Below are 18,626 nucleotides of genomic sequence, written 5' to 3' on the forward strand. Positions count from 1 at the left end.
ACAGGCATCTCCCAACCAGCAAAATCAACCAACTTACCGCCAAGTTCGACGTGCAAGTCATACAAGGGGGTGCGTTTTAAATCGGTCATATCTCTAGCCTTTCGATCAGCGAGATTGGTCACGAACGACCATGACAGTGCAGTGCGCGTTGCGTACGACACGGGCCAGGTTCGGGCCAATTTCATAATTCGGGAAATCGCCTTTGGTCGACGCCATGACGATCAGATCAATGCCGTCCTTGTAGGCCAGCTTTAGGATTTCGCGGTAGACGCTGCCTTCTTCGATGTGAATTGCAACGTCGGAGGCATTGGCATGATCCAGAATGGCTTGAACCGCATTACGCACGTGCTCTTTGGCACCGGCGCCATAGTTGGCGGGCAGGTTCGGCAGCTGGATGATCTCGGGAATGACGGCAACCGCATGCAGTTCGGCACCGTAGAACTTCGCCTGTTCCAGTGCGACCGGCAGGGCCAGTTTCCACGAGCGGTCGTCGGTGTGGTCAATAGGCAGCAGGATTTTCGTGGCCATCACGTCTCTCCTCGAGATATGGAATTCTATTTCAAAGGCGGGGGGCCGGAATGGCCCCCCGTATTCTTCAGGGCCGGATTATTCGGCAGGCGTGCCGCCCGGCTCTTCGGATTTGCCGCCCGAGGCAAAGAACTCTTTCGTCAGTTTGAAGACGATCGGGCTCAGCAGGGCCAGGGCGATCAGGTTCGGAATGGCCATCATGGCGTTCAGCGTATCCGCCAGCAGCCAGACAAAGCCCAGATCCGCGGTTGCGCCGAAGTAGATCGCGACAATCCACAGAACGCGGTACGGCATCAGGGATTTAACACCCAGCAGGAACTCGACGCATTTTTCACCGTAGAACGACCAGCCGAGGATGGTTGTGAAGGCGAAGATCGACAGAGCGATTGCGATCAGAGCACCGCCACCCGGCAGCGACGTGGCGAATGCCAGCGAGGTCAAGGCCGCACCGGATTCACCGGAGGTCCATGCACCTGTGGAGATGATCGCCAGACCGGTGATCGAGCACACGATGATGGTGTCGATGAACGTACCCAGCATCGCGATCAGGCCCTGGTTGACCGGACCTTTGGTCTCGGCTGCCGCGTGAGCAATCGGAGCCGAACCCAGACCGGCTTCGTTCGAAAACACACCACGTGCCACACCAAAACGGATGGCGGCCCAAACGGCTGCACCTGCAAAGCCACCTTCGGCGGCGGACGGCGTGAAGGCGTAGGTGAAGACCAGTGACAGCGCGTTGCCGATCTCGCCGATATTGATGATCAGAACCAAAAGGCCTGCAACAATGTATGCAATTGCCATGGCCGGAACCAGTTTACCAGCAACCGCACCGATGCGGGTGATGCCGCCCAGAATAACGGCTGCGGTCAGGACCATCAGAACAACGCCGGTGACCGAAGTGTTTACGCCGAAGTTCGATTCCAGAACCTGCGCCACGCCGTTGGCCTGCACGCCGTTTCCGATGCCAAAGGCTGCAACTGCGCCGAACAGGGCAAATGCAACGCCCAGCCATGCCCATTTCGCGCCGAGGCCGTTTTTGATGTAGTACATCGGGCCGCCGACAAAATTGCCCAGCTCGTCTTTTTCACGGTATTTCACCGCCAGAACAGCTTCGGCATATTTGGTGGCCATGCCCACCAGGGCGGTCATCCACATCCAGAACAAAGCGCCCGGACCGCCCAGGAAGACAGCAGTGGCCACACCGGCGATGTTGCCGGTACCAATGGTTGCCGACAGCGACGTCATCAGCGCGTTGAACGGGCTGATCTGACCATCACCTTGGCCTTCGCGGCCAGCAAACAGCAGCTTGAAGCCGGTGCCGATTTTCAGGATCGGCATGAATTTCAGCCCGACCTGCAGGAAGAAGCCGACGCCAAGGATGAGGACCAGCATCAGCGGCCCCCATACGACGCCATTGATGGCTCCTACGATTGAATTTAACGCTTCCATGGTTTCCCTCCCATTTGCGTTTGGTTTATGCCCCGTTGGCGATGGCCCGCTGGCGGGCCTGCTTGAGGGCGGCAAAATCTTCGTCGGCGTGGAACGAGGAACGTGTCAGCGGCGTCGCCGACACATGCAAAAAGCCCTTGGACCTTGCGATCTGTTCCAGTTGGGCGAACTCCTCCGGTGACCAGAACCGGTCAATTGGATGGTGTTTTGGGGTCGGCTGCAGGTATTGACCCACGGTCAGAAAATCGACCTGAGCCGCGCGCAGATCGTCCATGACCTGACGCACGTCATTCAGGCTCTCGCCCAGGCCAACCATCAAGCCGGATTTCGTAAAGATTTCTGGGTTTGCGCGCTTGGCATCATCCAGAAGTCGCAGTGAAGTATAGTAGCGTGCGCCGGGGCGAACGGTCGGGTACAGGTGCGGAACGGTTTCCAGATTGTGGTTGAACACGTCCGGGGCAGCATCGAACACCACATCCGCCGCATCGCCTTTGCCCAGAAAATCGGGAGTTAGCACCTCGACCGTGGTGCCGGGGTTCTGATGACGCACGGCACGGATGGTTTGCGCGATATGCTCGGCCCCGCCGTCTGCCAGATCATCGCGATCGACCGAGGTGATCACTACGTGGCGCAAGCCTAGTTTCATAACCGCTGCAGCAACCCGGCCCGGCTCGAACAGGTCCAGTGCATTGGGGCGTCCTGTTGAGACGTTGCAGAAGGAACAGCCGCGGGTGCAGACTTCGCCCATGATCATCATGGTGGCGTGGCGCTTGGACCAGCATTCGCCGATGTTGGGGCATGCAGCCTCTTCACAAACCGTCGTCAGATTTTGGTCGCGCATCAGGCGGCGGGTCTCGTAATATTCGGGCCCGTCGCCCTTTTTCTTGCGAATCCACTTGGGCTTTCGCGGGATGACGCTGTCAGTCTTTTTGGCTTTTTCCGGATGGCGGGTGCGAAGCTGGATGGTCATCTGGCTGTTCCCTCTCAGGCGTGAATTGCGCGGCCCATGGCGTCCAGGCAGGCTTCCTTGACGGCCTCGCCCATTGCCGGATGCGCATGACAGGTTGAGGCGACTTCGGCGACGGTTGCGCCCTTGGTCATGGCCAGAACCAGTTCGGCGATTAGGTCACCGCCATGTGCGCCGCAGATATGCGCGCCCAGGATTTTGCCATTTGGGTCGGCCAGTACTTTGACGGCTCCGTCTGTCTCGCCAGTCGAACGCGCGCGTGAGTTGGCCATGAAGGCAAACTTGCCGACAGCGTATTCGGACCCGGCTTCTTTCAGCGCTTCCTCGGTCAAACCGACCGAAGCGACCTCGGGGTCCGTATACACAACGCCAGGAACGGTATTGTAGTCCACATGCCCGGTTTCACCGGCCAGCATTTCGACACAGGCGACGCCGTCTTCTTCGGCCTTGTGGGCAAGCATCGGGCCGGGGACACAGTCGCCAATCGCATAGATGCCGGGAACCGAGGTGCGGAACGACGTGTCCACCTGAATGAAGCCGCGCGGGTCAAGGGCTATCCCCAGATCTTCCAACCCAAGCCCGCGCGATACGGGGCGGCGTCCGACGGCGATCAGAACCTTGTCGGCTTCGATCACCTCTTCCTTGTCTTTGCCGACCCGGTCCAATGTCAGCGTCAGCCCAACGTTGGTTTTGTCGATGGTTTTCAGTGCGCGCCCCAGCTGAAACTTCAGGCCACGCTTTGACAGGGCGCGCTGTGCGAGTTTTGCTATCTCGCCGTCGATTCCGGGCAGAATGCGGTCAAGATACTCAACAACCGTGACCTTCGCGCCCAATCGGGACCAGACCTGTCCAAGTTCCAGGCCGATCACGCCAGCACCGACGACCACCAGATGTTCGGGAACAGCATCCAGCGCGATCGCTCCGGTCGAGCTTAGGATATCCTGCTCGTCAATCTCGATCCCGTTTAGCGGGGTTGGCTCGGAACCGGTGGCGATCAGGATGTTTTTGGCTTCATAAACATCGTCGCCAACTTTGACCTGCCCGTCGGAGGGGATACTGGCCCAGCCCTCGATCAGATCGACGCCGTTTTTCTTGAACAGAAACGCAATGCCCTTGGTCAGATCGCCGACGATCTTGTCCTTGCGCCCCATCATCGAGCTCAGATCGATGCTGGCCCCCTCGACAGCAATGCCATGGGAGGAGAGATGTGCAAGCTCGGCATATTTGGCCGAGGAGGTCAGCAACGCTTTGGAGGGTATGCACCCCACATTCAGACAGGTTCCGCCAAGCGAACCGCGGCCTTCAACGCAGGCGACTTTCATGCCCAGTTGTGCTGCGCGGATTGCTGCAACATATCCGCCGGGTCCGCCCCCGATGACGATTAGGTCGTAGATACTCATTGAACGGTCTTTCAGTAGATCGGGTGGCTGGCGCAGAGTGCGCGGACTTTTTCGCGGGTTTCGGCTTCGATCTTCGCGTCGCCCTCGGGGGATTGGGCCAAGGCCTCGAGCACGTCGCCGATCAGGTGACCGATCTGTTTGAACTCTTCCGGTCCAAACCCGCGGCTGCAGCCTGCTGCGGTACCCAGCCGGATACCGCTGGTCACGGTAGGTTTTTGCGGATCGCCCGGCACGCTGTTCTTGTTGCAGGTGAAACCGGCACGCTCCAGCGCGGCTTCTGCGTCTTTGCCGGTCACGCCCAGCGGGCGCAGATCGACCAGCATCAGGTGGTTTTCCGTGCCGCCCGAAACGATGTCACATCCACGCGCCATCATGACGTTTGCCAGCGCCGATGCGCTATCCACAACGCGTTGCATGTAGTCCTTGAATTCGGGCTTTAGCGCCTCGCCAAACGCGACAGCCTTACCGGCAATCACATGCATCAGGGGGCCGCCCTGAAGGCCGGGGAATACGGCCGAATTCATCTTTTTCGCCAGCGCCTCGTCATTCGTCAGAATGATCCCGCCGCGCGGACCGCGCAGGGTTTTATGTGTGGTCGAGGTAACCACATGCGCGTGGCCGATAGGCGAGGGGTGCAGCCCGGTTGCGACCAGACCGGCGATATGTGCCATATCCGCCAGCAGCCAAGCGCCGACCTCATCCGCAATGGCGCGGAAGCGGGCGAAATCGATCTTTTGCGAATAGGCGGATGCGCCAGCGATGATCAGTTGCGGCTTTTCGGCTTTCGCCAGTTCTTCGACCTGATCATAGTCAATCAGACCGGCATCGGTCAGACCGTACTGAACCGGGCGGAACCACTTGCCGGATTGTGCTGGTTTGGCACCGTGCGTCAGGTGGCCACCCGCATCCAGTGACATGCCCAGGATCGTGTCGCCGGGGCTGAGCAGGGCCAATTTAACAGCGCCGTTTGCCTGCGCGCCCGAATGCGGCTGAACGTTTGCGTATTCGCAGCCGAACAACTGTTTCAGACGGTCGATGGCCTCGGATTCAACTTCGTCTACAAATTCGCAGCCGCCATAGTAGCGACGACCAGGGTACCCTTCGGCGTATTTGTTGGTCAGGACTGACCCCTGCGCGTCGATCACAGCTTGCGAGACAATATTCTCGGACGCGATCAATTCGATCTGTTCAGCCTGACGTTTGCCTTCTCGCGCAATTGACGCTGCGACAACCGGATCAGCTTCGGTAAGCGACGTTTTGAACATGGTTTCCTCCTCAGGCACCGAATCCTCAGTACGAAATTTTGTTTCCTATAGTGGAAATAGTGCAGATAAAGCAACATATATCTCACATTTGTGAAGTTGTGTGGTTTGAGGGAAATCTGTAACCTCTGATAAAACAGGGAGATTTTTATGGGCGACGAGACTCGCGGTGATGTTTCCTCACCGGAAGATCAGGACGAAGGTGAGGTTCTGGGGCGTTCCATACGCGATGCACGACGTGCAAAAGGCTGGACTTTGGAGGAAGCTGGACGCGCGGCGGGAATCGGTCGGTCCACGCTGTCGAAGATCGAGAACAACCAGACGCGGCCAAGTTTCGACATCGTGCGCAGGCTGACACAGGCGCTGGATATGAGCACCCCTCAGCTGTTTCTGCAGTCCGGGCAATCGGGGATTTCGGGAAGGCGCGACTTTACCCCGAAAGGTGAAGGCGAGATAAAAAGCACGCCGACCTATTTACATGAATTGCTGTGTCCCGAGCTGACCAGTAAGAGGATGCTGCCCTATATCGCGACAATCAAAGCCCGCGACCTGTCGGAGTTCGAAAACTGGATCCGGCATACGGGTGAAGAGTTCATGTATGTCATCAGCGGCGAGTTGATCTTTGTATCAGAGCATTATCGCCCCCTGCCGATGAAGGCTGGTGACTCGCTTTATTATGACAGCGGGATGGGGCACGGGTGCATTTCAACCAGTGAGGAAGATGCGAAAGTGCTGTGGGTGTCACTCGAATAAGCACGACGCACAAGGCATGAATAAAAGCGGCCCCAGCGGCCGCTTTTTTTGGATAAGACGGTCACCGGGTCAGGTGTGGCCCAGTACCTTGCGGGCAACGCGGAAACACTCCAGCGCTTGTGGGACACCACAGTAGATGCCAATCACGTGGATGATGGCTCGGATTTCCTCGGGCGAGACGCCGTTGTTGATCGCGCCTTTGCAGTGAATTTCCCATTCATGCATCTTCCCAAGCGCGCCGATCATGGACAGGTTCATCATCGACCGCGTCTTGGCGTCGATCACGTCATCGCCCCAGCCAAATCCCCAGCACCAAGCGGTCATCGCCTCTTGGAACGGACGGGTAAAGTCATCTGCCGCCGCCAGGTTCTTTTCCACGTATTCCGCGCCCAGCGTGTTCTTGCGCTGTTCAAGGCCTTTCAGAAACAGGTCCTCGTCAAAAATGTCTGCCATGTTTTCTCTCCGGTGTATCAGCCAGTCAGCCGATGTTTGTACAGATGGTCGTAGTGGGGTTTCATCCGGCGGTACACCTGTTTGACCCGATCCGGCGCGTCCGAGATCGAGATATGTTTGCGGGGCTGCGGAGCCAACCCCGTCGAATTGGCCAGATTGGCGTGGAACGACCCGCCATCCCACCAAGAGTGCGCGGATGGGTCGCCACCGGGTTCCCAACTCAACGCGTCTTCCAGAAACGGGATGCCGACCGCTTCGCAAAAGCGTTCGGTCATGGCGTGCGGGTTTTCCAGCAGGTCATCACTGTCGATAACAGGTGGGGGCGTGCCGTTCAGGGCTGTAACCAGATCGAACAGGGCCCGCTGTTCTGGAAAGCCGACCTCACCTTCGGCGAAGTCGGGCCATTGTTTGTACATTGAGGTTATCGTTTTTGCCGGATCGCGGATCAGGAAGGCGTGGTTGAAATTCGACAGGAACTCGGCGTCCCACATGTGATTGATGTAATGCGGGAAATCCTTGATGAAGACAGACCTCTTCTGCGCGCGCGCCTGAATGTCGGCCCAAACCGTGTCCAGTGTCAGGCCCGGTGTCGTCACATCCTCCGGCTGGAACCTGTGCCACAGCGGGTCTTCACCCTGATACCACGCTTCGCCAAAGGGTTCGTGCAGACAATCCAGATCTCCGCGCTGTCGCATCATCCATTCAAAAGCAGTGGACGTAGAGCGGGGCACCGCCCAGAGCGCGAGGACTTTGTTCATGTCGATGATCCTTTGAAGTGAAGTTTATAGCCGCCCCAGAAGTTGCCCGCGGGGTGTTTCCGGCGCGAGGTTGAGGGATTTGAAGATGCGCCAGTACAGCGCGATGTCGTGGCCGATCACCGGTTTGCCAAGCGCGGCCTCAAGCGTATCCGCCAGATGCAAGGGGCGCTGTGGCAGGCCATTCGGCCCCGTGCGGAAATTGCACATGCCGTTGATCAGGATCGCATCGGCCTGCGGGGCCTGCTCGGCCACGTATTCGAAGCTTTTCATCGCGATATCACCGTCAAAAACCCAGCGGTAGGAATTGACCTCCTCCTGGCTGCTGAACCATCCCTGATCGTGGAAATTACCGGCATACAGCACGTCGAACCCGGCTTCTTTTAGAAATCCGACGGTGCCCCGCCACCATTCAGGCCAGTGGTAGGCCGCGTTCAGGGCGACCTTTTCGACATTCATCTCGCGCAGCGCTTCGACCATGGCGTAACCGGCCATGTGGAACTGTGTGCCGTACTTGTCCGACAGATCCGCGCAATGCTGCCGGACCCCTTCGACGCCTAACCCACAGGCGTGGACCCAGTTCGAACCGACCTGCCCGCAAACATCGACGCCGTTGCGGGACATACAATGGACGAAATCCTCGAGCATGCCGAAGTTCTGTTTCCGCTGGTTCAACCCGTGCACGTAGTTCGGGACGTGCAGCATCCAGCCATGCACACCGACCGTTTCAGGGCACATGCGCAGAAAATCCGACGGCGCCGCGTCAAAGTCGAAGGGCGGGCTGGTAAAGCCGACCTGATAGGGAAACAGCTTGTGTTCGGGGCGCCAGTCTTCAGGCATCAGCATGGGCGGGCCACCTCATCACTAGTCCACCGCCTCGCGCATCCATTGCTGCAAACGGGCAATCGAGTGTTCCGACATCACGCCACAACCCGGGTCCAGCACCAGCGGGCCGGGGCGGTAACCGCGGGATTTCAGGCCGCGGTGAACGGATTCAACGAGGTGGATATCTTCTTCTACCGTGGTTTCGCGGTCCTGCACGGCCAGTTGCCGGATCACCGCACTTTCCGAGCCGCCCTCGGTGTACCAGCCGCGCCAGACGGTGCAGTGGTCGGCATCGACCGCGCGCCAGTGATAAGTGTTGAGCACATTGCCCGGGTAGCACTGGAACGAGAACATGGGCCACAGGAACCACGACTGATAATCGCCCGCATGGGGCACCGACAGATCGATGGGGTAGGTCATCTTGTCGAGGCTCTGACACTCTGTCGTATGGCGCAGGACATAACCACCCCCTGCGTCGGGCTGGATGTCATAGGTCTCGGGCTTGACCACGCCTTCCGCAAAGGTCGGGTGGTTGGTCGGGCAGTGATAGCATTCCGAGTAGTTCTCGATGCTGACCTTCCAGTTGCAGTTCTCGGGGATCTTGACCCACTCCAGTGGTTCCAGATCGTCGATATGCGGAACAAAGGCGCGGATTTCCTCGCGCACGCCGGGGTACCATTCATCCATCGGCGCGGCGTCATCGTCGAGATTGACGAAGATGAATCCGTTGAACACCTCGGTCCGAACCGAGTTCAAGCAGATGGCACTGCGGTCAAAGCCGGGTACAGATTTGATGTTCGGCCCGGCGCGCAATTGACCGGACAGCTCATAAGTCCAGGCATGGTAGGGGCAGACCACGACCCGAGTGTTGCCTGCGCCCGTCACCATCTCATGTGCGCGGTGCTGGCAGACGTTGTAAAAAGTTCGGATTTCCCCGTCGCGGCCGTGAATGCAAAAAAGGTTCTGTCCAGCAATCTCGAAGGTGAAGTAATCCCCTGTCTCGCGCACCTGGGCGACGTGACCTGCAAATTGCCACGTTCGGGCCAGTAATCCCTGCATCTCTTGCTCGAAGATCGCTGGGTCAGTGTAATACCGGGCGTCCAGTGAATGCGTCAGAGGTGCGTTCATTCGGGTTCCTCCGCGTAGAGGCCAAGCTGGTGGCGGCGTTGGTGAAATCGTTCTACCCGCTCGACGATCTCATCGCTGGAAACGGCAATCACAAAGGACAGCAGCGTTTCCAGCAAGGCGATGGTCGAAACCGAGGACGGAAAGAACTGTGGTGTGTCGGCGGCAACGACAAAACCGTGTTGTGCGTTCAGGATCACCGGGCTGGCCGGGCTGTCTGAAATGCCGATGACGGTCATTCCCTGTTGCCGCGCCAGTTTGATCGCGTCGATCACTTCGGTGCGGTAGGGATGGCAGGTGATGGCGATCAGTACGTCCTGCTGGTCAGCCCATGCCAGATCATCCACCGGAGTAGAGCCGGGACGCGGGATAGCGTGGAACTGTTTCATGCCGGTTGAAGCCAGATAGGTGAAATTGCGTGCGTTCGAATTGTTGACGCCCACACCCAGTGTGAAAATCTGGCGACAATTCCAGATATTCTCGGCTGCGGACTTAAGATTAGCGGCGTCAATCCCGGCAAAGGTTTCTTCGATATTGCGGATCGCGGCGCCGATCATATCGGCATAGAGGCCGCCCAGTTCCCCTGACTTGCCGATGTCCTGCAACCAGCGGGCGCGGTCCGGAAATGACACTCGTCCCTGCCGGATCGCATCCCGGAACGGGGCGCGAAAATCTTCGTAGCCCTCGAACCCCACCTGCCGCGCCATGCGGACAAACGTGTTGGGTTTGACTTTCGCCGCCTCGGCGATCTCTCGCACGGTAGAAACTCCAACATCGGTTGGGTTTTCCAGCACGTAACGCGCGGCCTTCTGCGCTTCGGGCGTAAGGGCGTCCCATTCCTCGGACAGGCGATCCAGAACAGTTGATGATACATTTGTGTCATTCATGATTGACGATGGTACATTTGTGGAATTAGCCTGTCGAGCAGAAACGCGACTCGGGAAGAGGAAAAATCATGTCCGAGAAGAATCTGCCGTCGCATGCCCGCGTGGTGATCGTGGGCGGAGGTGTCATGGGAGTCGGTCTGGCCTATCATCTGGCGCATGAAGGATGGGGCGACGACACCATCCTGCTTGAAAAGGCCGAGCTGACCAGCGGCAGCACCTGGCACGCCGCTGGGCAGATCACGCATTCGACGTCCAGTTTTGGGTTGGGTAAATGCGTCGACTACAACATCAGTTTGTATTCTGGCCAGCTAGAGGCCGAAACCGGCCAGCCGGTGACGTGGCATGGCTGCGGATCGTTCCGTCTGGCCTATACCGAGGACGAGATGGACTGGTTGCGTCACACCCTGTCTGTGGGCCGGTCGCTGGGGTTCAACATTGAGCTGGTCGGACCTGAAAAGGTGGCCGAACTGCACCCGTTCTACAATCTCGAAGGCGTGTTGGGTGCACTGCACACGCCTGATGACGGGCATGTGGACCCGACCAACGTCACCATGGCAATGGCAACTGGAGCGCGGCAAAAGGGTGTACGCATCTTCCGCAACTGCCGCGCCATCAACATTACGCAGGCCGAGAATGGCGAGTGGGTGGTAGAGACCGCACAGGGCACCATAACTTGTGAGCATGTGGTGAACGCTGGCGGCACCTATGCCCGTCAGATGGGCGAATGGTCGGGGCTGCAACTGCCCATGACCTCGATGACCCACCATTACTTCGTGACCGAGCCGGTGCCCGACTTCCAGAATCTGGACAAGGAACTGCCCGTGATCCGCGATGACCGCAAGGTCTCGGGCTACATCCGGATGGAGCAGCAGCGCGGCCTGATCGGGATTTACGAAAAAGAAAACCCGAACTCGGTCTGGCATGATCATTGCCCCTGGGAATACGAGAACTGGCTGTTCGATGCGGATTACGACCGGGTGATACCCTGGCTTGAAGAAAGCCTGAACCGGATGCCGATCTTTGCTGATCTGGGCATTCAACGTGACGTGCATGGGGCGATTTCGCACCCGCCCGACGGCAACCCGCTGATCGGGCCAGCGCCGGGTGTTCGGAACTATTGGTGTTGTTGCGGGACGCAGATCGGCATCGGCTGGGGGCCAGGTCTGACCCGCGAACTGGCGCGCTGGATGGTGCATGGGGCGGCCGATATCTCGATGCGCGAATTCGACCCGCGCCGGTTTGGGGCGTATGCCACCAAGGATTGGCAGGTGATCAAGGCCGAGGAAGACTACTGCCTGCGCCATGAAATCCCTTTCCCGCATTTCAATCGTCTGGAAGGCCGCCCGATCAAGCCATCGCCGCTGTATGAGCTGCTGAACTCCAAAGGCGCGGTGCATGAAGAGGTCTATGGGTTCGAACGCCCCCGCTGGTTCGCGCGGGATGGGGTTGAGCAGCACGATCACTACTCCTTCCGCCGCACACCGGCAGACGACATGGTCGCGGCTGAAGTCAATGCGGTGCGCGAACAGGTCGGCATCATGGATGTCACCGCTTTCACCAAGGTCGAGGTTTCGGGTCCAGACGCCCACGCCCTGCTGGACCGGTTGACCGCCAATCGGATGCCGCAAAAGGTGGGCTCGATCACGCTGACCCATATGTTGAACCGACGCGGGCGGATCGAATTGGAAACGACGATTGTCCGCAAGGCCGAGGACCGCTTCTACCTGGTCTGTGCGGCCTTCTTTGAACAGCGCCTACTGGATCATCTGGCACACGAGCGTGCCGGTGAGGATGTACAGATTACCGCGCTGTCCACCGACTGGTCGGCCTTGTCGCTGAACGGTCCCCGGTCACGCGACGTACTGTCCCGCTGCACCGATGCCAATCTGACCAATGCCGGGTTCCGCTGGCTGTCCGCGCAGGAGATCACCATCGCAGGCCACAAGGTCTGGGCCTTCCGCATGTCCTATGCAGGTGAGCTGGGATGGGAACTTCACATGCCCAATGCCGCCTGTCTTGACGTCTACAACGCGCTTTGGGCCGCGGGTGAGGCGCATGGCATCACCGACTATGGCAGCTTTGCCATGAATGTGATGCGGATGGAGAAGGGGTTCAAGGGCGCGGGCGAGCTGACCAACGAGGTCACCTTGGCCGAGGCTGATGTGCTGCGCTTTGCGCGTACGGACAAAAGGTATCTGGGCAAAGACAAAACCCTGAACGCTGACTTGCCGTGGGTGTGTGCCTATCTCGAAATTGAGCCGGATGGTGAAATTGACGGCCACGGTGGAGAAGCGGTGATGCTGGATAGTCGTGTCGTGGGTTCAACAGCCTCGGTCGTCTATGGGCACACGGTCGGCAAGATACTCGCCTTTGCGTACATCAAGCCCGAGGCTGCTGCCCCTGGCACCGAGTTACAGGTCGTGATCCATGGCCAACCCCGCGCGGCCTGTGTTCTGGGCGAACCAGCCTATGATCCGCAAAGCCTGCTGCCCCGCACCGACGCTATTTTGGAGACTGCATAATGAGCTTGCCTGACAGAATGAAGGCCATGGTCACGATGGGCCATGGCGGCTTGGAACAAATGGTGCTGCACAAAGACTGGCCGCGCCCGGATCCCGCAGCCGGCGAGGTGTTGATCAAAGTCGCAGCCTGCGGGCTAAACAATACCGACGTCAACACGCGATCCGGCTGGTACTCAAAAACCGTGACCGATGCAACGACGGGCGACGCGTTCGAGGAAGTCAGTGACGAGGATCCTACCTGGGGCGGCGCGCCCATCACTTTTCCCCGGATCCAAGGGGCTGATATCTGCGGGGAGGTCGTCGCCGTGGGAAAAGGCGTCGACCCCGGGTTGATCGGTCAACGTGTGATCACCGATGGATGGCTGCGCGACCCGTCTGATCCGGGCAATAAGGACAAAACCGGCTATTTCGGCTCGGAACGGGACGGTGGGTTCGCCGAATACGCCACGACCCTGGCGGTTAACGCGGTGCCGATCCGGTCCGACCTGTCGGATGCCGAACTGGCAACGTTCTCGTGTTCCTATTCGACTGCCGAGGGCATGCTGACCCGCGCCAACGTCACCGACGCCGACACGGTTCTGGTGCCCGGAGCCTCGGGCGGGGTTGGCGGTGCCTTGGTGCAACTGGCCAAACGCCGGGGTGCCCGTGTCATTGCACTGGCGTCAGAGGCGAAACACGCAGACGTGGCGAAACTGGGCGCGGACATGATCCTGCCACGCGCTCCGGAAAACCTGCGTGCGGCGCTTGGCAATGAAAAGGTCACCGTTGTAGCCGACGTGGTTGGTGGCCCCTACTGGCCCAACCTGATCGACATTCTGGAACGTGGGGGGCGCTATACATGCTCGGGCGCGATTGCCGGGCCCATGGTCGAATTTGACCTGCGCACATTCTACCTGCGTGACCTGACCTTCACCGGCTCTACCGTGATTGATCCGCAGGTGATGCGTAACATCGTTCAGTATATCGAGGCCGGTGAGATCAAGCCCGCCCTGGCCGCGACATTTCCGCTGGAAGAGTTGCGCGAAGCGCAAGCCGCTTTCATTGCCAAGCAGCACACCGGCAATATCGTGGTGATCCCATGACGATGGACGACGTTCTCGAAGCTGCCCGACAGATGCATCAATCACATCCTGAGCTTTCAGAATTCGGAGCCTGGCCTGATGACCTGACGCCAACGGATCAGGAGCCATACCAAATCCCAGCCGTTGAATTGATTCAGCAAACTGACTTCGCGACCGGGTACGCAACGCGATCCCTTTCCGACGCGATCAGGGCAACCGCACATCTAGCGCAGTGGAAACACACCTATACGGAGGAAGAGGTCGGCGCCGATTTTCTTAACCGCTATGGCTATTATGAGCTGTTCGGCCCAACCGGGCATTTCCACTCGACCCAAATGCGCGGCTACGTCGCCTACTGGGGGGCGGGTCTGAATTATGATTGGCACAGCCATCAGGCCGAAGAACTCTATCTGATCGTAGGCGGTGGAGCGATGTTCCGTGTCGATGAAGACGAGACTTATGTCGGCCCCAATCAGACACGACATCACTGCAGCTGGCAAAGCCACGCCATGACAACAACCGACGAGCCAATTCTGGCTTTCGTTCTTTGGCGAGGACAAGGATTGAACGACTTGCCACAAATGGATGCGGCATGAAAACCATTCCGATACCTATCTGCCCATCCCAATGTGGGCATGCCTGTGTTGCGAAATGGCCCAGTAGCTCGATTGAGGAGTTCCGTCTATGAGACCGCAAGCCGAAGCCACTCAGATGATTGATGACGCCCGCGTGCGTGTGACGCGATTTGACTTTGCACCGGGGGCCGAAACGGGATGGCATCGCCACGCAATGGACTACGTCATCACCGCCATAACCGATTGCCATATGCGGCTGGAACTGCCCGATGGTTTGGTCAATGAAGTAACGGTTGCTGCAGGAGTAACTTATCGCCGCGACGAGGGTGTCGAACACAACGTGATCAATGCCGGGGACGCGCCGATGACCTTTGTTGAAGTGGAACTGAAATGAAAATCACTCGTCTTTCAGTCTACCATGTCGACCTACCGCTTGAGCATCCGTATTGGTTGTCTGGCGGGCGGTTGAAGTTTGAAACGCTCGACGCAACGATTGTAAAGATCGAAACCGATTCAGGTCTGACCGGTTGGGGCGAGGGTACCCCGTGGGGCCACACATATGTTCCAGCCCACGGTCCGGGTATTCGCGCCGGAATTCAGACGATGGCACCGTTCATTCTGGGCCTTGATCCGCGTCGGGTGCTGGATGTCGAACGGGCGATGGATATCGCTCTGCCAGGCCACCTCTATGCCAAAAGCCCCATTGATATGGCTTGCTGGGATATTGCGGGTCAGGCCGCCGGTCTGCCAATTGCCGATCTGATGGGCGGCGGGTCTCGCACGCCGCGCCCGATTGCCTCGTCGGTCGGTGCGAAGACCGTCGAAGAAACGCGCGAAGTGATGGAGCGCTATCGCAGCCGAGGCTACGTTGCGCATTCGGTTAAAATCGGTGGGGATGTAGAACGCGACATTGCCCGCGTCCGTGACGTGGAAAGCATCCGACGCCCCGGCGAGATCGTCCTTTATGACGTCAACCGTGGCTGGACCCGGCAGCAAGCCCTGCGGGTGATGAGCGCCTGTGAGGATCTGAACGTGATGTTTGAACAGCCCTGCGAGTCGCTGGACGATATCGCCGCGATCGCGGGCCGCCATGCCTCACCCGTTTCGGTGGATGAAAGTCTTGTGACCCTGCAAGATGCCGCCCGCATTGCCCACGAAGGGTTGGCTGAGGTGTTCGGAATAAAACTGAACCGCGTCGGCGGCCTGACTAAGGCGGCGCGGATGCGGGACATCGCGTTGGCGCATGGAATCGACATGTTCGTGATGGCCACCGGTGGTTCGGTTCTGGCCGATACCGAGGCGCTGCATCTGGCGGCCACCATCCCGGACGACAACTGTCATGCCGTTTGGGCGTGTCAGGACATGATCACCGTCGATGTCGCTGGCGGGCGAGGCCCCCGCAATATCGACGGCCACCTGCACTTGCCGGAAACGCCGGGACTTGGCGTGCAACCTGACGAGAATGCGTTGGGCGATCCTGTCGGGGTATACCAGTGAAGATCACCAAGATAACCCTTTGGTCCGTCGACCTTACCAGCCACGAGACCTATCATATGGCCGAGGGTAAGACCTGTGCGACCGTGATCTCTCATATCCTGAGCCTTGAGACGGATACGGGCCTACAGGGTTGGGGCGAGGTCTGTCCGATCCCGCATTACCTGCCAGCTTTTGCGGGCGGAGTGCCAAGCGCGATTGCTGAGATGGGTCCCGAGATCTTGGGCATATCCCCTTACGGGGTGGACGCGCCAATGCGTAAGCTGGAAGGTTTCCTGCAGGGACATCGCTATGCCAAGTCCATAGTCGACATTGCGCTTTGGGATTTGTTCGGGCAGGCAACGGGCCAGCCGGTCTATGCGTTGCTGGGTGGGCGGACGCGGAAGGACATGCCGCTGTATCACTCGATCACTTGCATCGCGCCAGATGACATGGCGCGGATCGCTAAGACGGCTTATCAGACCGGCATTCGCCAGTTTCAGGTCAAGCTGGGGATCGAAGGCGACTGGCAGGCCGACGCCGAGCGTTTGACCAAAGTGCGTGAGGCCGTGGGACCGGGGCCTTTGGTCTATGGCGACTGGAATTGTGGTGCGTCACGCCTGCACGCTACGCGAACGGGCAGGGCGGTGGCCCAGCTGGATGTGATGCTGGAACAGCCCTGCAAAACACTTGAGGACTGTGCCGCGGTTCGACGGGCCACTGGCTTACCTATGAAGATAGACGAGAACGCCCATGATCTGGCGTCGCTGCGGCGTGCATATGAGCTGGGCTGCATGGATGCCGTCGCTTTGAAACTGTCAAAGTTCGGCGGGTTGTCGGCCATGCGCCGGGCGCGCGATCTGACCGTGCATTTCGGAGCCGAAATCTGCGCCGAATGCACCTGGGGCTCGGATATTGTCACCGCTGCATCGCTGCATTTTGCGGCCTCGACCCCGCACGGGTCACTGATGAACACCTGCGACCTGTCATCTTATGTGGCGCCTCGCATTTGCCCCGACGCACCAAACCGTGAAAACGGCCGGATTGCCCCGCCCGAAGGACCGGGGTTAGGTGTTGTGCCGAACCCGGAGGTTCTTGGCCCGCCAGTATTGGAGATCGTTTGAGATGCTGAAAATCAACACCCAAACCGAATGGATCGCCCGCGCGAATGAGGTACTGCCCGCCGGTGGGTTTGGTAATTTCGACCCCGGTATCGTCATCGCGCGCGGCGAAGGCAGCCGGGTCTGGGATGAGGATGGCAATGAATATGTGGACTACCTGATCGGTTCCGGTCCGATGTTGCTGGGCCATGGTCATCCCGAGGTCATGGAAGCCGTGCTGGAACAACTGCCCAAGGGCATGACCTTCTTTGCCAACAACGCGCGGGGTATCGAACTGGCCGAAGCGATTGTTGACGCGGTGCCGTGTTGCGAGCAGGTCCGCTTTGTCGCTGCGGGTGGTGAGGCGGATATGTACGCCATCCGTCTGGCCCGTGCCTATACTGGCCGCAGCAAGATCCTGAAGTTCGAAGGCGGCTATCATGGGATGAGCGCCGAGGCACAGATGAGCCTGGCCCCCAGCCGCCACGTCAACTTCCCCCGCGCTGTCCCGGACAGCGCGGGCATTCCCGACAGTGTGGCCGAACAGATGCTGATCGCGCCCTTCAATGATCTTGATGCGGTGGCCAATCTACTGGCCGAGCATGATGACGTTGCCGCGATCATGGTTGAGCCGTTGCAACGAATTGTCCCTCCGGCACCCGGATACCTTCAGGGATTGCGCGATCTCTGCGACAAATACAATGTCCTGTTGATTTTCGATGAAATCGTCACCGGATTCCGTTTGGCCTATGGCGGTGCGCAAGAGAAATATGGCGTGACGCCCGATATCTGCACCTTGGGCAAAATTATCGGCGGCGGCTTCCCTTTGGCCGCGCTGGGCGCAAGCGCCGAGATCATGCAGCATTTCGACAAAGCGAAAGTAGGCGAGGAAGGCTGGCTGATGCAGTTGGGCACGCTGTCGGGTAACCCCGTCGCATCGGCTGCCGGGTTGAAGACAATGGAGGTTTTGCGGCGCGACGGCATGTATGACCGCCTGCGTGAAATCGGTGCCGAGCTTCAACAGATGCAGGTGGATGCACTGACCGGGGCCGGCATCCCGCATCAGATCTGCGGGGACGAAACCCTGTTCGACATCTATTTCACCGATACGGACTGTCGTGACTACCGCAGCGCCAAACATGACGACCCCCGCCGTAACGCTGTCTACAACGATTTGCTGCGCGCACATGGGATTTTCAAAGCCCCCGGCAAACTCTATCCGTCACTGGCTGTGACCCAAGCAGATCTGGATCAGACGCGGATGGCCGTTGAGAAAGCGGTTCAGGCGATCAGCGCAGAATAGAGGTCACAAGGTCATAAAAATAAGCGGGCCGCCGTCATTTCTGACAGCGGCCCTAACTGGTTGGATTTCAGGGTCTGGTCTCGCCCCCTCGAATACCACTTAAAACAAAACGGACTAAAAAAACTTTCGACTTTTTCGAGACCGACCCGACTTCACAACCGGTATGAATACTTTATGCACCATCGACG

The 18,626-nt window shown here is 58.9% G+C and carries 18 protein-coding genes; 8 read left to right on the top strand and 10 right to left on the bottom strand.

Features of this window, described 5'->3' with window-relative positions; genetic code table 11:
- Window positions 1-105: 105 nt before the first annotated feature.
- The 5 genes from AC2FGC_RS22520 to glyA form a co-directional block, all read right to left on the bottom strand.
- The gene (locus AC2FGC_RS22520) at window positions 106-528 is read right to left on the bottom strand and encodes a universal stress protein (RefSeq protein ID WP_496783514.1); all 423 of its coding nucleotides are present in this window, start codon (window positions 526-528) and stop codon (window positions 106-108) included.
- A 78-nt stretch (window positions 529-606) separates the two neighbouring features.
- The gene (locus AC2FGC_RS22525) at window positions 607-1,977 is read right to left on the bottom strand and encodes an alanine/glycine:cation symporter family protein (protein ID WP_108860658.1); all 1,371 of its coding nucleotides are present in this window, start codon (window positions 1,975-1,977) and stop codon (window positions 607-609) included.
- Window positions 1,978-2,002: 25 nt separating this feature from the next.
- Window positions 2,003-2,947, bottom strand: a complete 945-nt coding sequence (gene lipA / locus AC2FGC_RS22530) for a lipoyl synthase (RefSeq protein ID WP_496727254.1) — start codon at window positions 2,945-2,947, stop codon at window positions 2,003-2,005.
- Between the two features lie 14 nt (window positions 2,948-2,961).
- Window positions 2,962-4,344 (bottom strand): dihydrolipoyl dehydrogenase, encoded by a 1,383-nt coding sequence (lpdA, locus tag AC2FGC_RS22535; RefSeq protein ID WP_496727255.1) that lies wholly within the window; start codon window positions 4,342-4,344, stop codon window positions 2,962-2,964.
- Window positions 4,345-4,355: 11 nt separating this feature from the next.
- Window positions 4,356-5,609, bottom strand: a complete 1,254-nt coding sequence (gene glyA / locus AC2FGC_RS22540) for a serine hydroxymethyltransferase (RefSeq protein WP_108860661.1) — start codon at window positions 5,607-5,609, stop codon at window positions 4,356-4,358.
- Window positions 5,610-5,756: 147 nt separating this feature from the next.
- Here glyA and AC2FGC_RS22545 point away from each other — a divergent pair, with 147 nt between their 5' ends.
- The gene (locus AC2FGC_RS22545) at window positions 5,757-6,359 is read left to right on the top strand and encodes a helix-turn-helix domain-containing protein (RefSeq protein ID WP_058273647.1); all 603 of its coding nucleotides are present in this window, start codon (window positions 5,757-5,759) and stop codon (window positions 6,357-6,359) included.
- Window positions 6,360-6,428: 69 nt separating this feature from the next.
- Here AC2FGC_RS22545 and AC2FGC_RS22550 read toward each other — a convergent pair whose 3' ends face one another.
- The 5 genes from AC2FGC_RS22550 to AC2FGC_RS22570 are packed head-to-tail and all read right to left on the bottom strand — an operon-like array spanning window position 6,429 to window position 10,404.
- Complete coding sequence (locus tag AC2FGC_RS22550; RefSeq protein WP_058273646.1) at window positions 6,429-6,812, bottom strand: carboxymuconolactone decarboxylase family protein; 384 nt, start codon at window positions 6,810-6,812, stop codon at window positions 6,429-6,431.
- A gap of 17 nt (window positions 6,813-6,829) precedes the next feature.
- The gene (locus AC2FGC_RS22555) at window positions 6,830-7,570 is read right to left on the bottom strand and encodes a sulfotransferase-like domain-containing protein (RefSeq protein WP_496779054.1); all 741 of its coding nucleotides are present in this window, start codon (window positions 7,568-7,570) and stop codon (window positions 6,830-6,832) included.
- Between the two features lie 24 nt (window positions 7,571-7,594).
- The gene (locus AC2FGC_RS22560) at window positions 7,595-8,413 is read right to left on the bottom strand and encodes a hypothetical protein (protein WP_496727257.1); all 819 of its coding nucleotides are present in this window, start codon (window positions 8,411-8,413) and stop codon (window positions 7,595-7,597) included.
- An 18-nt stretch (window positions 8,414-8,431) separates the two neighbouring features.
- Window positions 8,432-9,520, bottom strand: a complete 1,089-nt coding sequence (locus AC2FGC_RS22565) for an aromatic ring-hydroxylating oxygenase subunit alpha (protein WP_496727258.1) — start codon at window positions 9,518-9,520, stop codon at window positions 8,432-8,434.
- Entirely contained in the window at window positions 9,517-10,404 is an 888-nt protein-coding gene (locus tag AC2FGC_RS22570) for a MurR/RpiR family transcriptional regulator (protein ID WP_496783516.1), read from the bottom strand. Before AC2FGC_RS22570 ends, AC2FGC_RS22565 begins: the two co-directional genes overlap by 4 nt.
- A 68-nt stretch (window positions 10,405-10,472) precedes the next feature.
- Here AC2FGC_RS22570 and AC2FGC_RS22575 point away from each other — a divergent pair, with 68 nt between their 5' ends.
- The 7 genes from AC2FGC_RS22575 (at window position 10,473) to AC2FGC_RS22605 (ending at window position 18,438) form a co-directional block, all read left to right on the top strand.
- Window positions 10,473-12,926, top strand: a complete 2,454-nt coding sequence (locus AC2FGC_RS22575; protein ID WP_496727260.1) for an FAD-dependent oxidoreductase — start codon at window positions 10,473-10,475, stop codon at window positions 12,924-12,926.
- Window positions 12,926-14,008, top strand: a complete 1,083-nt coding sequence (locus AC2FGC_RS22580) for an alcohol dehydrogenase family protein (protein ID WP_496727261.1) — start codon at window positions 12,926-12,928, stop codon at window positions 14,006-14,008. Before AC2FGC_RS22575 ends, AC2FGC_RS22580 begins: the two co-directional genes overlap by 1 nt.
- Window positions 14,005-14,583 (top strand): dimethylsulfonioproprionate lyase family protein, encoded by a 579-nt coding sequence (locus tag AC2FGC_RS22585; RefSeq protein ID WP_496783518.1) that lies wholly within the window; start codon window positions 14,005-14,007, stop codon window positions 14,581-14,583. The genes AC2FGC_RS22580 and AC2FGC_RS22585 overlap by 4 nt, the downstream gene beginning before the upstream one ends.
- An 88-nt stretch (window positions 14,584-14,671) precedes the next feature.
- Window positions 14,672-14,956, top strand: coding sequence for a cupin domain-containing protein (locus AC2FGC_RS22590; protein WP_496727263.1), 285 nt, complete (start codon window positions 14,672-14,674; stop codon window positions 14,954-14,956).
- Window positions 14,953-16,059: a mandelate racemase/muconate lactonizing enzyme family protein gene (locus tag AC2FGC_RS22595; protein ID WP_496727264.1), complete on the top strand. Its 1,107-nt coding sequence runs from the start codon at window positions 14,953-14,955 to the stop codon at window positions 16,057-16,059. Before AC2FGC_RS22590 ends, AC2FGC_RS22595 begins: the two co-directional genes overlap by 4 nt.
- Window positions 16,056-17,159 carry a mandelate racemase/muconate lactonizing enzyme family protein gene (locus AC2FGC_RS22600; RefSeq protein ID WP_496727265.1) on the top strand — a complete coding sequence of 368 codons (1,104 nt, stop codon included), beginning with the start codon at window positions 16,056-16,058 and terminating at the stop codon, window positions 17,157-17,159. The genes AC2FGC_RS22595 and AC2FGC_RS22600 overlap by 4 nt, the downstream gene beginning before the upstream one ends.
- Before the next feature lies 1 nt (window position 17,160).
- Entirely contained in the window at window positions 17,161-18,438 is a 1,278-nt protein-coding gene (locus AC2FGC_RS22605) for an aspartate aminotransferase family protein (RefSeq protein WP_496727266.1), read from the top strand.
- The last annotated feature ends 188 nt before the right edge of the window (window positions 18,439-18,626 follow it).

It is taken from the genome of Ruegeria sp. CDSC054, assembly GCF_059610645.1.

What these genes read in the sequence shown, in the direction of transcription:
- AC2FGC_RS22520 (WP_496783514.1), bottom strand. Translation starts at nt 528, where the DNA reads ATGGCCACGAAAATCCTGCTGCCTATTGACCACACCGACGACCGCTCG.
- AC2FGC_RS22525 (WP_108860658.1), bottom strand. Translation starts at nt 1,977, where the DNA reads ATGGAAGCGTTAAATTCAATCGTAGGAGCCATCAATGGCGTCGTATGG.
- lipA (WP_496727254.1), bottom strand. Translation starts at nt 2,947, where the DNA reads ATGACCATCCAGCTTCGCACCCGCCATCCGGAAAAAGCCAAAAAGACT.
- lpdA (WP_496727255.1), bottom strand. Translation starts at nt 4,344, where the DNA reads ATGAGTATCTACGACCTAATCGTCATCGGGGGCGGACCCGGCGGATAT.
- glyA (WP_108860661.1), bottom strand. Translation starts at nt 5,609, where the DNA reads ATGTTCAAAACGTCGCTTACCGAAGCTGATCCGGTTGTCGCAGCGTCA.
- AC2FGC_RS22545 (WP_058273647.1), top strand. Translation starts at nt 5,757, where the DNA reads ATGGGCGACGAGACTCGCGGTGATGTTTCCTCACCGGAAGATCAGGAC.
- AC2FGC_RS22550 (WP_058273646.1), bottom strand. Translation starts at nt 6,812, where the DNA reads ATGGCAGACATTTTTGACGAGGACCTGTTTCTGAAAGGCCTTGAACAG.
- AC2FGC_RS22555 (WP_496779054.1), bottom strand. Translation starts at nt 7,570, where the DNA reads ATGAACAAAGTCCTCGCGCTCTGGGCGGTGCCCCGCTCTACGTCCACT.
- AC2FGC_RS22560 (WP_496727257.1), bottom strand. Translation starts at nt 8,413, where the DNA reads ATGCTGATGCCTGAAGACTGGCGCCCCGAACACAAGCTGTTTCCCTAT.
- AC2FGC_RS22565 (WP_496727258.1), bottom strand. Translation starts at nt 9,520, where the DNA reads ATGAACGCACCTCTGACGCATTCACTGGACGCCCGGTATTACACTGAC.
- AC2FGC_RS22570 (WP_496783516.1), bottom strand. Translation starts at nt 10,404, where the DNA reads ATGAATGACACAAATGTATCATCAACTGTTCTGGATCGCCTGTCCGAG.
- AC2FGC_RS22575 (WP_496727260.1), top strand. Translation starts at nt 10,473, where the DNA reads ATGTCCGAGAAGAATCTGCCGTCGCATGCCCGCGTGGTGATCGTGGGC.
- AC2FGC_RS22580 (WP_496727261.1), top strand. Translation starts at nt 12,926, where the DNA reads ATGAGCTTGCCTGACAGAATGAAGGCCATGGTCACGATGGGCCATGGC.
- AC2FGC_RS22585 (WP_496783518.1), top strand. Translation starts at nt 14,005, where the DNA reads ATGACGATGGACGACGTTCTCGAAGCTGCCCGACAGATGCATCAATCA.
- AC2FGC_RS22590 (WP_496727263.1), top strand. Translation starts at nt 14,672, where the DNA reads ATGAGACCGCAAGCCGAAGCCACTCAGATGATTGATGACGCCCGCGTG.
- AC2FGC_RS22595 (WP_496727264.1), top strand. Translation starts at nt 14,953, where the DNA reads ATGAAAATCACTCGTCTTTCAGTCTACCATGTCGACCTACCGCTTGAG.
- AC2FGC_RS22605 (WP_496727266.1), top strand. Translation starts at nt 17,161, where the DNA reads ATGCTGAAAATCAACACCCAAACCGAATGGATCGCCCGCGCGAATGAG.